The 16,067-nt window shown below is 49.5% G+C and carries 16 protein-coding genes; 13 read left to right on the top strand and 3 right to left on the bottom strand.

The features are described 5' to 3' along the window. Window positions 1–163 precede the first annotated feature (163 nt). A complete protein-coding gene (gene yihA / locus ACO0K8_RS17640; protein WP_422947974.1) occupies window positions 164–901 on the bottom strand; it encodes a ribosome biogenesis GTP-binding protein YihA/YsxC in 738 nt (245 codons plus the stop codon). Between the two features lie 234 nt (window positions 902–1,135). Between yihA and ACO0K8_RS17635 the strand changes: the two genes are divergently transcribed. The 3 genes from ACO0K8_RS17635 (at window position 1,136) to ccsB (ending at window position 5,311) form a co-directional block, all read left to right on the top strand. Further along, window positions 1,136–1,795, top strand: coding sequence for a c-type cytochrome (locus ACO0K8_RS17635; RefSeq protein WP_422947973.1), 660 nt, complete (start codon window positions 1,136–1,138; stop codon window positions 1,793–1,795). An 86-nt stretch (window positions 1,796–1,881) separates the two neighbouring features. Continuing rightward, on the top strand, window positions 1,882–4,095 hold the full coding sequence (locus ACO0K8_RS17630) for a cytochrome c biogenesis protein ResB (protein ID WP_422947972.1): 2,214 nt from the start codon (window positions 1,882–1,884) through the stop codon (window positions 4,093–4,095). 67 nt (window positions 4,096–4,162) lie between these two features. Beyond that, window positions 4,163–5,311, top strand: a complete 1,149-nt coding sequence (ccsB, locus tag ACO0K8_RS17625) for a c-type cytochrome biogenesis protein CcsB (RefSeq protein ID WP_422947971.1) — start codon at window positions 4,163–4,165, stop codon at window positions 5,309–5,311. Between the two features lie 144 nt (window positions 5,312–5,455). Here the strand turns inward: ccsB and polA are convergent, their stop codons facing one another. After that, window positions 5,456–8,233, bottom strand: a complete 2,778-nt coding sequence (gene polA / locus ACO0K8_RS17620; RefSeq protein ID WP_422947970.1) for a DNA polymerase I — start codon at window positions 8,231–8,233, stop codon at window positions 5,456–5,458. Between polA and ACO0K8_RS17615 the strand changes: the two genes are divergently transcribed. The 4 genes from ACO0K8_RS17615 to ACO0K8_RS17600 all read left to right on the top strand — a co-directional run bounded on the left by ACO0K8_RS17615 (window position 8,234) and on the right by ACO0K8_RS17600 (window position 11,427). Then, entirely contained in the window at window positions 8,234–8,971 is a 738-nt protein-coding gene (locus ACO0K8_RS17615; RefSeq protein ID WP_422947969.1) for a TIGR00730 family Rossman fold protein, read from the top strand. It abuts the gene before it with no gap. Between the two features lie 221 nt (window positions 8,972–9,192). Continuing rightward, window positions 9,193–9,642: a DUF2782 domain-containing protein gene (locus ACO0K8_RS17610; RefSeq protein ID WP_422947968.1), complete on the top strand. Its 450-nt coding sequence runs from the start codon at window positions 9,193–9,195 to the stop codon at window positions 9,640–9,642. A 17-nt stretch (window positions 9,643–9,659) separates the two neighbouring features. Next, the gene (locus ACO0K8_RS17605) at window positions 9,660–10,622 is read left to right on the top strand and encodes a homoserine kinase (RefSeq protein WP_422947967.1); all 963 of its coding nucleotides are present in this window, start codon (window positions 9,660–9,662) and stop codon (window positions 10,620–10,622) included. Between the two features lie 22 nt (window positions 10,623–10,644). Next, window positions 10,645–11,427: a BPSS1780 family membrane protein gene (locus ACO0K8_RS17600; protein ID WP_422947966.1), complete on the top strand. Its 783-nt coding sequence runs from the start codon at window positions 10,645–10,647 to the stop codon at window positions 11,425–11,427. Here ACO0K8_RS17600 and ACO0K8_RS17595 read toward each other — a convergent pair. Then, window positions 11,424–11,882, bottom strand: coding sequence for an OsmC family protein (locus ACO0K8_RS17595; protein ID WP_126126934.1), 459 nt, complete (start codon window positions 11,880–11,882; stop codon window positions 11,424–11,426). The genes ACO0K8_RS17600 and ACO0K8_RS17595 overlap by 4 nt on opposite strands. Before the next feature lie 465 nt (window positions 11,883–12,347). Between ACO0K8_RS17595 and rplM the strand changes: the two genes are divergently transcribed. The 6 genes from rplM (at window position 12,348) to erpA (ending at window position 16,044) form a co-directional block, all read left to right on the top strand. Continuing rightward, entirely contained in the window at window positions 12,348–12,776 is a 429-nt protein-coding gene (gene rplM / locus ACO0K8_RS17590) for a 50S ribosomal protein L13 (protein ID WP_422947965.1), read from the top strand. A gap of 9 nt (window positions 12,777–12,785) precedes the next feature. Continuing rightward, on the top strand, window positions 12,786–13,178 hold the full coding sequence (rpsI, locus tag ACO0K8_RS17585; protein WP_422947964.1) for a 30S ribosomal protein S9: 393 nt from the start codon (window positions 12,786–12,788) through the stop codon (window positions 13,176–13,178). Window positions 13,179–13,415: 237 nt separating this feature from the next. Next, window positions 13,416–14,453 (top strand): N-acetyl-gamma-glutamyl-phosphate reductase, encoded by a 1,038-nt coding sequence (argC, locus tag ACO0K8_RS17580; RefSeq protein ID WP_422947963.1) that lies wholly within the window; start codon window positions 13,416–13,418, stop codon window positions 14,451–14,453. Between the two features lie 12 nt (window positions 14,454–14,465). Continuing rightward, the gene (locus ACO0K8_RS17575; protein ID WP_422947962.1) at window positions 14,466–15,191 is read left to right on the top strand and encodes a DUF6776 family protein; all 726 of its coding nucleotides are present in this window, start codon (window positions 14,466–14,468) and stop codon (window positions 15,189–15,191) included. A gap of 64 nt (window positions 15,192–15,255) precedes the next feature. Beyond that, window positions 15,256–15,642, top strand: a complete 387-nt coding sequence (locus ACO0K8_RS17570; protein ID WP_422947961.1) for a bactofilin family protein — start codon at window positions 15,256–15,258, stop codon at window positions 15,640–15,642. Between the two features lie 51 nt (window positions 15,643–15,693). Continuing rightward, window positions 15,694–16,044: an iron-sulfur cluster insertion protein ErpA gene (gene erpA / locus ACO0K8_RS17565; RefSeq protein ID WP_126126928.1), complete on the top strand. Its 351-nt coding sequence runs from the start codon at window positions 15,694–15,696 to the stop codon at window positions 16,042–16,044. The last annotated feature ends 23 nt before the right edge of the window (window positions 16,045–16,067 follow it).

The raw sequence follows: 16,067 nt of genomic DNA, 5'->3' as shown, positions 1-16,067 counted from the left end.
AACTTAGTTTAAATAGAGATGAAACTTTTTTTAAAAACTAAGCTCAGAGTTAGCAGGCATTAGCCTACCGCTTATTCTCCCTGAGCGGGCGCCCATCGACCCTATTCGATATTGGCGTTACTTTCCCCGGCTTTTGTTATGGCCGGGGTTTTTTTTGGGTTTTCTATACGGGATCCGATTCAGCGGAGCCCGCATCGTCCTCAGCACCTTCGGAGTCAATGATGTTTTTGACGTAGGGCTGATCTAAACCCGTCAGTTGCTGGATTTTTGCATCTGCTTCTTCTATCCCTATCCGTTTTAACGATGAGAATAATTGCGCCGTAAATGGAAACGGCACACCATGTTCATCGGTATAACTGGCCAGCACCGTGTTGGTCATACGCAAGGCATTGGTGGCTTCATTGCGATTGAGCTTATCGGCTTTGGTGAGCAAACAGTGCACCGGTCTGCCGGTTGGTGCGTACCATTCCAGCATCTGGCGATCAAGATCGGTAAACGGACGTCGCGAATCCATGATCAAGATCAAGGCTGATAACTGGTCGCGCTTTTGCACATAGTTACCCAGCAATTGATTCCAGTGATTTTTTGCCGCGCCGGGAACTTCGGCGTAACCATAACCCGGCAAATCGACTAACAAAGCACGGATCTCGTCGACACGTGTTGCATCTTTGCGATGTTGTGCCACGTGCGCACCACCGATAGAAAAATAATTGATGTGCTGCGTGCGGCCCGGTGTTTTAGAGGCGAAGCAGAGTTTTTTCTGATTACACAGAATATTAATGGCGGTAGATTTTCCGGCGTTTGAGCGGCCAGCAAAGGCGACTTCAGGTACCTGCAGAGTAGGTAAGTCGCGTAGATGGTTGACCGTCGTAAAGAAGCGGGCTTGCCAGAGGATAGACATAAGAGGGTGCCAATATGGATAAATGCGTGAAAAAATACGACAGAAATGAGCGGAATCGCTTAAAAATGCTGCCCCATTCTGGTTTCACGCACCCCGAATTAGCCAACATTTCCTTAAAAGCTATTGTACAATAAGGGGTTAGGTATTGGGCAGCCATGAATGCGCTGTCCGGTGAATTAATAATTCGCGTCGCCAATAGGGCAGATTTCCATTATTTAGTCTCAGGGTGTTTGAATGAACCGTGCTTTTTTACCATTTTTAAAATCCGTCAGCGTCGCAATCTTAGCGGTGTCTTCCCTTGCCTACGCGAATGAGCATGCTGCTCCTGTCAAAGCAGATGCAGCCAAAGGCGCGACACTGTACGCCAATGGCGATGCCGCACGTGGTATCGTCGCTTGCGCATCTTGCCACGGTGAGGCTGGTAATTCTACTATTAGCGTCAATCCAAAATTGGCTGCGCAACACGAAGCTTATATCAATAAGCAATTACATGATTTTAAAGGCGCAGATCGCAATAACGCAGTCATGACGACGTTCTCTAAAGCGATGAGCGAAGATGACGTTAAAAATGTTGCGGCGTATTTGTCCTCACAAAAAGCTAAGCCTGGTGCTGCTAAAAACAAAGACATCGTTGAATTGGGCAAACAAATTTATCGCGGTGGTATTGCTGAGAAGAGTGTTCCTGCTTGTGCTGGTTGCCATAGCCCTAACGGTGTCGGTATTCCCGCCCAATACCCACGTCTGGCTGGTCAGCATCAAGATTATACTATCGCCCAGCTGACTAATTTCCGTACCGGTACACGTAAAAACAGTCCGCAAATGGTCACCATCGCCAAGCGCATGTCTGACGATGAAATGAAGGCTGTGGCTGACTATATGGCGGGTCTGAAGTAAAAGGATTTTGCTGTAAAAATATAAAAAAATAGTAATCATAGGAGGGGGTGGCAAAAGCCATCCCCTTTTTGTTTTTATGGATAAGCATGAATACCAATATGCAAACAGAAGCGCACACAAAAACGCAATCAGAAGCGTCAGTAGATAGCGCCACTGATAACGATGCGCCAGCAAAAACCTTGGGTTTGAGCTTAAATACCGACAAACGCTGGCTGGCGGATTTAGTCGAGTTACTCTCTTCTATGCGCTTTGCGATTAGCCTACTGACCTTGATCGCAATCACCTCGGTGATAGGTACAGTGCTTAAGCAAAACGAGCCTATGCCAAATTACGTCAACCAGTTTGGCCCTTTCTGGTTCGAAGTCTTTCATAAACTCAGCTTATACTCTTTGTATTCTGCCTGGTGGTTTTTGCTGATTATGGCTTTTCTGGTGCTCTCCACCAGTTTATGCCTGATACGCAACACCCCAAAAATGCTGAAGGATATGCGTAGCTGGCGTGAAAACGTGCGCGAACAGTCCTTGCGTAACTTTCATCACAAAGCCACCTGGACTAGCACACTGCAGCCTGGCGACTTGCTGAACGAGGTGACGACGCATATTTCCAGAGTCGGATATAAATTTAAAGTCATCGAGAAAGAGCGCGCTAGCTTAATCACAGCAAAGCAAGGTGCGGCAAATAAATGGGGTTATATTTTTGCGCATAGCGCGATCGTGATTATTTGCGTTGGTGGTTTGCTCGATTCAGATTTGTCTATCCGCTTCCAGCAATGGTTTATGGGGAAGGTGCCGTTCGAAGGTAATGGCATCATCGCCAACATTCCGGCGCAACATCGATTGGCCTTAGGCACGCCTACCTTCCGTGGTAATGCCATGATACCTGAGGGGGCTAGCAGTAGCACCGCGATCATTTCGCAGCAAACTGGCGTGCTGATACAAGACTTACCTTTCACTATTAAACTGAATAAATTCATCATTGATTATTATTCGACCGGCATGCCTAAGTTGTTTGCCAGCGAAGTGATTATTAAAGACCATGAAACCGGCAAAACATTTCCCGCCACGATCAAGGTAAATCAACCTCTGATTTATAAAGGCATCGCCTTGTTTCAATCAAGCTTCGAGGATGGTGGTAGTCATTTGAGTTTGATGGCCTACCCCATGCAGGGTAGCAAAACCGCCAATTTTGAGGTCAAAGGGGATGTGGGCGGCAACACGCCACTGAAAGGCGAAACTGGCAGTGACTACAGCATAGAGTGGTCGGGTTTCCGCCCGTTTAACGTAGAAAACATGGCGCGTAACGGACAAGATTTACGGGCTGTCGATAGCCAGAAAAGTTTTAACGAGAAAATCTCGGCCGACCTTGATAAACATCTAGGTTCCGCAGCTAAAAACGCGAATAATAAGGATCTGAAAAACGTCGGTCCTAGTGTGCAATACAAATTGCGTGACAAGACCGGGCAAGCCAGAGAGTTTCATAATTACATGCAGCCGGTATTGGTGGATGGGGCTTGGGTGTTTTTAGCCGGAACCCGCGAAAACCCGAACGAGGCTTTCCGCTATTTACGTATCCCTGCCGATGATGATGATAGTGTCAAAGAATGGATGCGGATACGCTCGGCATTGGCCGATCCGGCTCTGCGTCAGCTTGCCGCACAAAGTTATGCGAAACGGGCATTGCCAGAAAACGGCAAAAATGGTGAACAATTGCAGCTGCAGTTGGCTGCATCGGCTGAAAAAGGCATGCTTATTTTTGCAGGTAATGGCTCAGGCTCGCCCGCCGGCTATCTGGCGATTTCGCAATTTTTAGAGCAAATCCCCGCCGCAGAACAAGCTAAGGCCGCTGATGTATTTATGAAAATACTCAATGGTGGCATGTGGGATTTATGGCAGTTAGCGCGAAAAAAACAGGGGTTGCCAGTATTGGAATTGGATGATAAACATGCGCGTTTCTTGCAAATTGCTACCAGCGCTTTATCGGATTCTTTCTTCTACGGCGCCCCGGTGTATCTGCAATTGACAGGCTTTGATGAGGTAAAGGCTTCGGTCCTGCAGGTGACGCGTTCGCCTGGCCAAAATATTGTTTACCTCGGCTGCCTATTTTTGGTGATAGGTGTGTTCTCGATGTTTTATATCCGTGAACGACGTTTATGGATATGGATCAAGGAGGACCATCTTGGTTCGCATGCGTTAATGGCCTTGAGTTCGCAGCGTAAGACTTTGGATTTTGAAAAAGAGTTTGAGCAATTGAAGTCGCAATTGCTGCAACTTAATCAAGGCAATCGGCAGGTCGATTCCTAAGAGTAAAAACGAGTCGGCCTTAATCGGCTAAACTAACAGCCCGTGTAGCGCATTTAGTACTGGATAGATGATGGAAATGACACAAAACTACAGCCCCTATCAGGGATTTTTTAAGCGCTTATCGGTGCTCGACTGGCTATACGCGGTGGCGCTCTGTATGGGCTCATTGTATGCCTTGCAGCGTTTCGGCAGCTATATGGATGTTTATGAAAAAGGCATACTCGTGCTGGCGGCTCCCACTTTCGCCTGGCTAGGATGGCACTGGAAGCCGGTGCGCGGCCTGATTTTGACACTGAGCGTGTTGGCGCTGTTTTCCATCCATTTGTATGAAGGCTCGCTAGATTTAGCGAATAAAAAATTCTTACTCAAGTATTTACTCTCTAGCCAGTCCGCTATTTTGTGGATGGCAACTCTATTTTTCCTGTCCACGTTATTTTATTGGGGTGGCTTGATTGCGCGTTCTAATTTCGGTTCGTCGGTCGGGTCTATCTTATGCTGGGCGGCCGTGATTATGGGATTTACTGGTCTATTGGTGCGGTGGTATGAGTCGTATCTGATTGGTGCCGATGTCGGGCATATCCCGGTATCGAACTTGTATGAAGTATTCATTTTGTTTTCCATGATTACTGCCATGTTTTACCTGTACTACGAACAAGAATATGCGACCAGACAATTAGGCCCCTTTGTGTTGATCGTCATTTCCGCTGCGGTAGGGTTTTTACTCTGGTACACAGTGACTCGCGATGCCGCCGAAATCCAACCTCTGGTGCCGGCTTTACAAAGCTGGTGGATGAAGATTCATGTGCCGGCTAACTTCATCGGTTACGGCACCTTCTCTCTGGCTGCCATGGTGGGCGTGGCGTATTTACTCAAGGCCAAAGGCTATCTGGCGGATCGCTTGCCCAGCTTGGAGGTGTTGGATGACGTCATGTATAAGGCCATCACGGTAGGTTTTGCTTTCTTCACGATTGCCACGATTTTGGGCGCATTGTGGGCGGCCGAAGCCTGGGGCGGCTACTGGTCCTGGGATCCGAAAGAAACCTGGGCCCTGATCGTCTGGCTCAATTACGCAGCATGGCTACACATGCGCTTGATGAAGGGCCTGCGCGGCCAAGTCGCAGCCTGGTGGGCTGTAGTTGGTTTGCTGGTCACGACCTTTGCCTTCCTCGGCGTCAACATGTTCCTGTCTGGCCTGCACTCTTACGGCGCTTTGTAATATACAAGTCACTAGCAAAGCGCCATGCTTTGCTAGTGAGGTGCTGTGAGTTCTAAACTTCAGATGCTAGGCGCATATTCCATGCGCCTCCCAGCCCTAAAAGCAGCCACGAGGCGCATCCTGATTGCGCAAAGCTTTTCAGTTCTAGTGCGCTTCTTCCCAATTATTCCCTACGCCCACTTCTGCCAATAAAGGCACTTTTAGCTCGGCTACTTGGGCCATCATTTCCGGTAACTTGCGCTTGACTAATTCCAGCTCGGCTTCCGGTACTTCCAGCACCAATTCATCGTGTACTTGCATGATCATTTTGCTTTGCAAACCATCGCGTTCTAACCAGTTTTGTACTGCCACCATCGCCAGTTTGATGAGGTCGGCGGCAGTGCCTTGCATAGGTGCGTTGATGGCGGCGCGCTCGGCTCCCTGGCGGCGCGGGCCGTTCGGGCTATTGATTTCTGCCAGCCACAGGCGGCGGCCGAATACGGTTTCTACATAGCCTTGCGCCTTGGCTTGGCTGCGGGTGTCGGCCATGTATTGCGCCACGCCTGGGTAGCGCTGGAAGTATTTGTCGATATAGCTTTGCGCGGCGCTGCGTTCTATCCCCAGGTTGCCGGCCAGGCCGAAGGCGCTCATGCCGTAGATCAGGCCGAAGTTAATCACCTTGGCGTAGCGTCTTTGTTCGCTGCTCACTTCTGGCAATTCCACTCCAAAAATCTCGGAGGCGGTGGCGCGGTGTACGTCTTCGCCAGCGGCAAAGGCGTTCAGTAAGCTGCTGTCGCCCGAGATATGCGCCATGATGCGCAGTTCGATTTGCGAGTAATCGGCCGAGACGATTTTGCTGCCGGCTGGTGCGACAAAAGCTTCGCGGATACGACGGCCTTCGGCGGTGCGCACCGGAATGTTTTGCAGATTCGGGTCGTTCGAGGCGAGGCGACCAGTGACGGCTACCGCTTGCGCATAATTGGTGTGCACGCGTCCGGTGCTTTGATTCACCATCTTGGGCAGCTTGTCGGTGTAGGTGGACTTTAGCTTTGCCAATCCGCGGTATTCCAATAATACTTTCGGCAGCGGGTAATCTTCTGCCAGTTTTTGCAGCACTTCTTCATCTGTCGATGGTGCACCGGACGGGGTTTTTTTAACGATCGGCAAACCGAGTTTGACGAAAAATATCTCGCCCAATTGTTTCGGAGAATTCAGGTTGAAAGGTTGCTCAGCCAATTCATAAGCGCTCTGCTCCAGTTGCAGTAAGCGGGTGCCGATTTCATGCGATTGCGTGGCCAGCAGATCTTTGTTGATCAGTACGCCATTGCGTTCTATTTTTTGTAACGTGACGGCGGTCGGCAGTTCTATCTCGCGGTAGATACGCAGCAGTTTTTCATCGTGTTCGATTTGCGGCCACATCGCTTGATGCAGTTGCAAGGTGATGTCGGCATCTTCAGCAGCGTAGGCGGTAGCGCGCTCTAAATCGACCTGGTCAAAACAGATTTGCGAGGCACCCTTGCCGCAGACTTCTTCAAAGCTGATGGTTTTGTGTCCCAGATGACGCAGTGCCAGGCTATCCATGTCATGCGATTTATGCGATTCAAATACATACGATTGCAGCAGCGTGTCGTGAGCTATCCCTTGTAAACGTACGCCGTGATTGGCAAAGATGTGGCTGTCGTATTTCAGGTTTTGCCCTACCTTAAGTTGGCTGGCGTCCTCTAACCATGGCTTGAGTTTAGCCAGCACGAATTCACGCGATAGTTGCGGCTCTGCGTCGGCATAACTATGCGCCACTGGAATGTAGGCGGCAATCCCGGCTTCGCAGCATAGCGAGATACCGACCAGTTGCGCGGTCATCGGTTCTAATGAGGTGGTTTCGGTGTCAACGGCGGTCAGGCTGGCGGCAGAAATTTTGGCGATCCAGGCATCCAGTTTTGCTTCGGTCAATATGCAATCGTAGTGCGTGACGGCTGGTTTTGCTGGCGTCGCCATGCTAACCGCGGCAGTTGGCTCAGCGCCTTCGTTGCCGAACAAGCCGCCTTGCGCTGGTCCTGTGAGGGGTGTGGCACCAGCAGTGGCGTCGCCCGAGAGTTCGCGTAACCAGCTCTTGAAACCATAGCGTTGAAAGAAGGCTAGCATGGCTTCCTTGCTTTCTTCTTTGGCGGTCAATGAATCATTGATAGAGATGTGGTGCTGCGATAAATCGCAATCGGTTTTGATGGTGATTAAGACGCGGCCCTGCGGCAGCCAATCCAAGGCCTGACGCAGGTTCTCGCCGACTACGCCGCTGATCTTGTCCGCGTTTTCCATCACGCCCTCAAGACTATCGTATTGCGTTAGCCATTTGAGTGCGGTTTTGGGGCCGCATTTCATCACACCGGGGACGTTGTCGACGGTGTCGCCTATCAGGGTCAGATAATCGATGATGCGGTTCGGTGGCACGCCAAATTTAGCCAGTACCCCGGCTTCATCGAGCTTTTCATTGCTCATGGTGTTGATTAAGGTAACATCGGCGTTCACCAGTTGCGCCATGTCTTTGTCACCGGTCGAGACGATGGTGCGCAAGCCTTGCGCGCTGGCGTTGACGGCCAGGGTGCCGATGACATCGTCGGCTTCGACTCCTTCTACCATCAAAATGGGCCAGCCCATGGCTAGCACGGCGGCGTGGATAGGTTCGATCTGACGACGCAAATCGTCCGGCATTGGCGCTCTTTGTGCCTTGTATTCTGGATATAAGTCGTCGCGGAAGGTTTTGCCCTTGGCATCGAAGACGCAAGCCATGTAAGCGGCCGGATAGTCGTGGCGTAAGCGGCGCAGCATATTGATCATGCCGTAGATCGCGCCGGTGGGCTCACCTTGCGCGTTGCGCAAATCGGGCATAGCATGAAAAGCGCGGTACAAATAACTTGAACCATCAACTAATAACAGGGTTTTTTGCATATGGAAGAGAACCGAAAAAGAATATTGAAATTGCGTCAGATTGCAGAAGGTGAGCGCGCTACCGCGCTCAAGGCTCGCGAATCATGGCATATGTTCACAATTATGGCAGAGTTTATCGAGTCTACCGAAAGGCTGTCGGGAGTTCACCCGGCGGTAACGATATTTGGCTCGGCTCGTCTTGCGCCCGATCATCCATATTATCTGCAATGTGTGGACGTGGCACGACGTTTATCGGATGCCGGTTTCGCCGTGATTTCTGGCGGCGGGCCTGGCATTATGGAGGCGGCAAATCGTGGTGCGTTTGAAGGGACATCGGCCTCGGTCGGTTTGAATATAGAGTTACCGCATGAGCAAAAAACCAATCCCTGGCAGAATATTTCTCTGACCTTTAGACATTTTTTTGCGCGTAAGGTGGCGTTTGTCAAATATGCCGATGCTTACGTGATCTTCCCTGGTGGCTTTGGCACTATGGATGAGCTCAGTGAGGTACTCACCTTGATACAGACCGGAAAATCACGGCATATACCGGTGATACTGGTCGGTAGCAGTTTTTGGCGCGGGCTGCTCGATTGGATACAAGTGCAGATGGCGGGCAGCGGCATGATAGAGCCGGGCGATCTAAATCTGGTACAGCTTATCGATGAGCCGGCCAATATTGTGGAGGCCATTTTTGCGTTTTACGAGGCGCATGATATCGAGCCTTCTGATGAAGAGCGGCAACGAATGCTGTATTTGTAGAACTGAGAATCCATACAGATCGCTCACTGCAGGCGGGAGCGAGCCTTGCCATAGCGATCTCCGTTGAGCGAATAACTAGTCTAATTCGCCGCACTCAAGGCTGGAGTGTGGGTTTATGGGAAAAGCTAGGTGTTTGCTGCGGATATCGCTGTGACAGCCTAGGTAGCTTTGTTACAATGCTGGGTAAATCCGTAGTCTCATTTGCATTCTAGCCAAATATCATGAAAATAATCGCAAAAACCTCTTCTGTACTGCTGTTGTGTCTGTTTGCTACAGCCCTGCCGACATCGGTCATGGCGCAGAGTAAGTCTGCACCTATGCCTCCAAATCTGGAAGTGATAGAAGATGTGCCGGATACGGGTATTACCATCGCTAAGCCCGAGGGTAGTAAAAACAAGACGACAGAAACGCGCGTCAACGGCAAGGTGACCGAGATCCAGGTGCAGTCAGGTAAGAGCAAATATGTGGTCAAGCCCGATCAGGAAGTCGGTAATGCGCCTAGAGGCACGGTACAAGGCGACGCGAATCGCGCTGCGCAATGGAAAATTTTTGAATTCGGCGGACCTAAAGAAGGCAAGGCGGTCGAACATGCCGACACTTTGGCTCCGGCGCCAGAGCCGCTTAAGCCCGCTGCGGCTTCCGCCGCCGCTAGCATGCCACCTAAAAAATAAACGATACTCTGCATACTATGGCTGTATTTACACCGGTAACACTGGATGATTTGACTCCGTGGATGGCGCAATTCCCTCTAGGAAAGGCGTTGGCAATTCGAGGCATCGCTTCTGGAATAGAAAATAGTAATTTTTTCATCAGTACCGAAGCAGGCGAATTTGTCTTAACGATATTTGAGAATCTGAGTTTTGAACAACTTCCGTTTTATCTGAAGTTGATGCGCCGTCTGGCCGATCATGGCGTTTTGGTGCCAGCTCCTATCGCCAATGCGAATGGCGACCTGGTGGTGGCTTTGCATGGCAAGCCCGCCGCCATCGTGAGCAAGTTAGAAGGCGAGTCGCAAATGGAACCGCAGCCTGTGCATTGCGCAGAGGTCGGCAAGATGCTGGCGCAGATGCATTTGGCGGGACAGGGTTTTGAGATAGATCAGCCGAATCTCCGCGGCCTGGCCTGGTGGCATGCGACGGTGCCTCTGGTCTTGCCGTTTTTGTCTGAAGCTAAGCAAGCTTTGTTACGTGCCGAGATACATCATCAGGATGCGTTTGCCAGCACGGCCAGCTATCACGCTTTGCCTAAGGGGCCGATTCATGCCGATCTGTTCCGCAATAATGTGATGTTCGATGGAGAACGTCTGACTGGCTTCTTTGATTTTTATTTTGCCGGTTGTGACACCTGGATTTTTGATGTCGCCGTTACCGTCAATGACTGGTGCATAGACCCCGCTACCGGGGTCTTGGATTTAGCCAGGGTTGATGCCATGCTGGCTGCGTATCATGCTGTGCGTCCTTTTACTGCTGAAGAAGCTACTGCCTGGCGTACTATGCTGAGAGCCGCTGCATTCCGCTTTTGGTTGTCTCGTCTATATGATTACTATTTGCCGCGCGACGCAGAAATGCTGACACCACACGATCCAGAACACTTTGAACGCATCCTGCGCTTGAGAGAAGCCGCTAGCGCGCCACCTTTGCCACAAAATTAGTCAGAATGAATTTGTAAAATCAATGAATACTCCGAATGCAATGACCGGTTGGTTGTGGGTCAAACAAGGCTTTGCTCTATTTAGAAAGCAGCCTGCTGAAATGTTAACGCTGTTTTTTGCGTATATGTTTTTGAATATGGGTATGGGTCTAATTCCCATTGCCGGGCAGGTTTTGCCTTTGTTGTTGGTGCCGGTATTTGCCATGAGCTTCATGAATGCCTGCCGGCTATGCGAAGCAGGTCAGCGTATTTATCCCAATCTGTTATTGGTGGGTTTTCGCTCGCCAGAGTTATCGAATCTTTTAAAACTAGGTGTCCTGTACGTGACAGCCGCGAGCTGCGCTATTGCAGCGTCTAGTCTGATTGATGACGGGGTATTTTGGGATTTTGTCATGAGCCAAAAACCTATCGACCCTAAAGCTTTGCCAGAGACCGGTATGTTTTGGGGCATGCTGTTTGCCGCCTTAGTGTATTTGCCTGCAATGATGGCATTTTGGTTTGCCGCACCGCTGATCTCCTGGCAAAAAATGGGAGTCAGTAAGGCGGTTTTTTATAGTTTTTTTGCCGTACAACGAGCTGCACGTGCCTTTAGTATTTACGGCCTGGCATGGGCTGGCATAGGCGTGCTACTGCCTTTGATCGTGAGTCTGATCATTGCCGTCATTGTCGGTAATGCGACGACGGTGATGCTAGTCTTAATGCCACTTTCGGTAGTGCTGACGGTCGTCATGTATTGTTCTTTTTATCCGACTTACGTCGATACCTTTGGTAAGCCGGATGCAGAAGAAACGCAGAGCACCACTTAATCTTTCGTCAGGGCGTGCTCGCTAGGCATATCGAGGTCTTCGATGATCTCAAAGGTATGCGTCATTTCAGCGGTCTTCTCCAGCATGATGGATGCTGAGCAATATTTTTCATGCGATAGCTTGATCGCGCGTTCGACCAGATTTGGTTTTAAATCGCGGCCGCGCACGATAAAATGAAAATTAATCTTGGTAAATACTTTGGGCTCGACTTCGGCGCGTTCGGCGCTTAATTTCACTTCACAAGCGCGTATGTCTTGCTTACTCTTACGTAAAATCAAAACCACGTCGTAGGCGGAACAGCCGCCCGTACCTAGCAATACCATTTCCATAGGGCGCGGTGCCAGATTGCGGCCACCGCCATCCGGCGCGCCATCCATTAACACCGCATGGCCAGAACCTGTTTCTGCCAGAAAAGTCATGCCGGACAAGCCGGTCCAACGTACTGTTGCTTCCATGTTTACCTTTATGAATGAATCGTTTTGTCTATTTGCTCTATTGTAGCGCATAGAGATTAAGTTCACTTTGTCACTATTTACGGGATCAAAATGGGCTACTTTACGATAACCAATGTCAGATGTGTAAATTAAACAATATTTACCTTGTGCCAATTATGGCTGTGTTTTATTATTGGATAAATAATTTATTGTCAAATATTAAAATAAATTATGCAATTCAGCTCCTCCGCCACCCAAGTGGTGGCTTAAACCCGAAGCAAGTCTTCGGGTTTTTTTTGCCTGAACATGGAAGATTGACAGGATTGATTTGCCTAAATTTTAAACAGTTCTTGCGCTAATTCGTTGGGAGCACTATAATTGCCGACTCTCTGTTCGCCCAGGAGATATTTTACAAGGATGCGTCTGTCAGGATGGTGCTGACAGAACCGCCAAAAAGGGCGTTTTTAACTTTTACTAGGATTCAACATGAAAACCTTTTCCGCTAAGGGCCATGAGGTTCAGCGCGACTGGTTCGTGGTTGACGCGACAGACAAAATTCTCGGACGTGTTGCCAGCGAAGTGGCACTCCGTTTACGCGGCAAGCACAAACCAGAATTTACACCACACGTTGATACAGGCGATTTCATCGTCGTTATCAATGCAGGTAAACTGCGTGTGACTGGAACTAAAGCACTGAACAAGATTTACTACCGTCATACTGGTTATCCAGGCGGCATCTACGAAACAAACTTCCAGAAAATGCAAGCGCGTTTCCCAGGTCGTGCATTAGAGAAAGCTGTTAAGGGCATGTTGCCTAAAGGCCCACTCGGTTATGCGATGATCAAAAAGCTCAAAGTTTATGCAGAGGCAACTCATCCGCATGCTGCGCAGCAACCACAAGTTCTCGACCTTTAAGGAATAGCCATGATCGGTAATTACAACTACGGAACTGGCCGTCGCAAGAGCGCAGTTGCTCGCGTTTTCCTGAAAACTGGCAGCGGCAAGATCGTTGTCAACGGTAAGCCAGCGGACCAATATTTTTCCCGTAAAACAGGTTTGATGGTAATCAGCCAGCCTTTGGAATTGACAAATAATCTCGAAACTTTCGACATTATGGTCAATGTACATGGCGGCGGCGAATCCGGTCAATCCGGTGCAGTTCGTCACGGTATCACTCGTGCCCTGATCGACTACGATGCAGCATTGAAGCCTGAGCTGTCAAAAGCTGGTTTCGTTACTCGCGATGCTCGTGAAGTTGAACGTAAAAAAGTCGGTCTGCGCAAAGCTCGTCGCGCAAAGCAATTCTCCAAGCGTTAATTCGTTTTTCGCTGGATCAAAAAAGCCGCCAAATTTGGCGGCTTTTTTTATGTCGAAAATATATTTTTCAATTCTTTTGCGCGTCGCCAGCGTTTGTGTACGTTAACCGCGATATTGTTGGAGGCTTTGATCTAATTATGTGTAGCCCATGGGAATGTTTTTGTGGCTACTGAGATTCATCGAAGAAATGCAAACTACTGTTAAAATACCCGTCAATATTTTCTAAGGATATCAGGCATGATCAAAATTGGCATAGTGGGTGGTACTGGTTACACAGGCGTGGAATTGCTCAGAATCTTAGCGACGCATCCACAAGCCCAATTGACGGCAATCACTTCGCGTAAAGAAGATGGCTTGCCGGTAGCCGATATGTATCCCTCATTGCGCGGTCGTGTCGATGTGGCGTTTAGCTCTCCTGAAAAAGCAAAGTTGCATGAGTGTGATGTGGTGTTCTTCGCGACCCCGCATGGCGTGGCGATGGCGCAAGCTCCTGAGTTGGTGGCCGCAGGCGTTAAGGTGATCGATCTGGCTCCTGATTTTCGTTTGCAAGATGTTGCGCAGTTCGAAAAATGGTATGGCATGCAGCATACCTGCACCGATCTCTTAAAAGAAGCCGTGTACGGTTTGCCAGAATTGAATCGTGAGGCGATTAAATCGGCGCGTGTAATCGGCAATCCAGGGTGCTACCCAACCACAATGCAACTCGGTTTTGCACCCTTGCTGAAAGCGGGTATCGTCGACGCAGCTAATCTGATTGCCGATTGCAAATCGGGCGTATCGGGTGCTGGTCGTAAACTTGATGTGGCTTACCTGTTTGCAGAAGCCAGCGATAGCTTTAAGGCCTACGGCGTCTCGGGGCACCGGCATATGCCGGAAACTGTCGAGCAGTTGCAGCGCCTGACTAAGGACAAGGTCGGCCTGATTTTTACGCCGCATCTTGTGCCTATGATACGTGGCATGCATTCCACCTTGTATGCCAGGTTGACCAAAGAAATCAGTAATGCAGACTTGCAGGCCCTGTTTGAAGACGCTTACAAGGACGAGCCTTTTGTCGATGTAATGCCGTTTGGCTCGCATCCCGAGACTCGCTCTACGCGTGGATCGAATATCTTGCGCCTGGCCTTGCACCGGCCTGCTGACAGCAATATGCTGGTGCTACTGGTGGTGCAGGATAATCTGGTAAAAGGTTCTTCCGGTCAAGCGGTGCAATGTATGAATATCATGTTCGGTCTGGATGAAACGACCGGCTTGATGCATGTTCCTGTGATGCCTTAAGTCTAAGCGAACATGACAAAATCCCGTTTCTGGCAGCGCCGTATCGCGGTCTCAAAAATGACTATCAGTCAACAGCAACCGTGGCCGATTAAACTCGCCATGGTGGCTCTGGTGATAGGTTTGGGCGGCGCGATCGCGATGTGGACCTATGACCTTGGGCGTAGTTTTGCGTTTGGTCCTAAATTTAGTGCCGAACGACTGGAGTTATTACAGCAGCAAGTGGAGCAATTGGCCGGTGAGCGTGACAAGCTGGCCGCGACTGCGAGCACCATAGAGAGTCAGCAAAATATAGAAAAATCGACCCAAAAGCAATTGGGCGACCAGGTTAAGACGCTCACCAGCGAAAATCTGAAGTTGAAAGATGATCTGGCTTTTTTTGAAAGCCTGATGCCAGCAGCGACTGGGCCTGAGGGCATTACGGTACAGCGAATCAAGGCGGAGATGGCAGCGCCAAATCAGCTGCGTTATCGGGTCTTGGTGATGCAGGGTGGCAAGGGTGGTCGAGATTTTAGCGGCGAGATGCAGGTCAGCCTAAATCTGGTGCAAGCGGGTAAACCTGCTATCATGCAATTTCCTGACGCCAAGACAGGTGAAGCTGGGAAACTCAAATTGACGTTTCGGCACTATCAAAGGCTAGAAGGTTTGATCACTTTACCCGATGGGGCAATTGTCAAGACCGTCCAGGTAAAGATCATGGATAAGGGCGTGCAGCGCGCTCAGCAAAGCATCAATTTGTAAGTCTTTTGATGCATTACATTATAAAAAGCAATATCGTTTTTCAACAGACTCTGAGGAAATGCTCATGTTTAGTCGCAAAAATAAAAATACCATCGATAGTTTGATCGGCGTATCCACCAGCATAGAAGGCAATCTGCACTTTAAAGGCGGCTTGCGGATAGATGGCCATGTCAAAGGCAATGTGATCGCCGAGCCTGGCGTCTCCAGTATGCTGGTCATTTCTGAGCAGGCCAGGATAGATGGCGAAGTGCGCGCAGCGCATATCGTGGTCAATGGCGAGATTAACGGCCCGGTGTTTTCCACTGAGTTGATCGAGTTACAGGCTAAATCAAAAATTTCCGGCGATGTCCACTACAAAGCCTTGGAAATGATGAGCGGCGCTCTGGTGACAGGGAAGCTGGCGCATGATCAGTTGGCAGAACCAGTCTTGAAGTTGGCCGCGTCCAACTAGGATGTAAATTGTGGTCTATAATGAAGATCTGATTGAATTGTAGGAGCCGATATGAATGCCGTAGCCGAAATGCCAAGTCCGATAGTATTTACCGATAGCGCCGCCGCTAAAGTGGCTGACCTGATTGCTGAAGAAGGTAATCCTGATCTGAAATTGCGTGTATTTGTGCAAGGTGGCGGATGTTCAGGTTTTCAGTATGGTTTCACTTTCGATGAAATCACCAACGAAGATGATACCGTGATGGATAAAAACGGGGTGCAGTTACTGATAGATGCGATGAGTTTCCAGTATCTGGTCGGTGCTGAGATCGATTACAAAGATGATCTGGAAGGCGCACAATTCGTGATTAAAAATCCGAATGCAGAATCAACCTGCGGTTGTGGATCTTCCTTCTCGGCCTAATCTGGCCCTGAGTAAAAAAGGAC

Source organism: Undibacterium sp. Ren11W (assembly GCF_049340485.1).
Taxonomy (GTDB): Bacteria; Pseudomonadota; Gammaproteobacteria; order Burkholderiales; family Burkholderiaceae_D; genus Undibacterium.
This window is presented reverse-complemented; position numbering and strand designations above follow the sequence as displayed.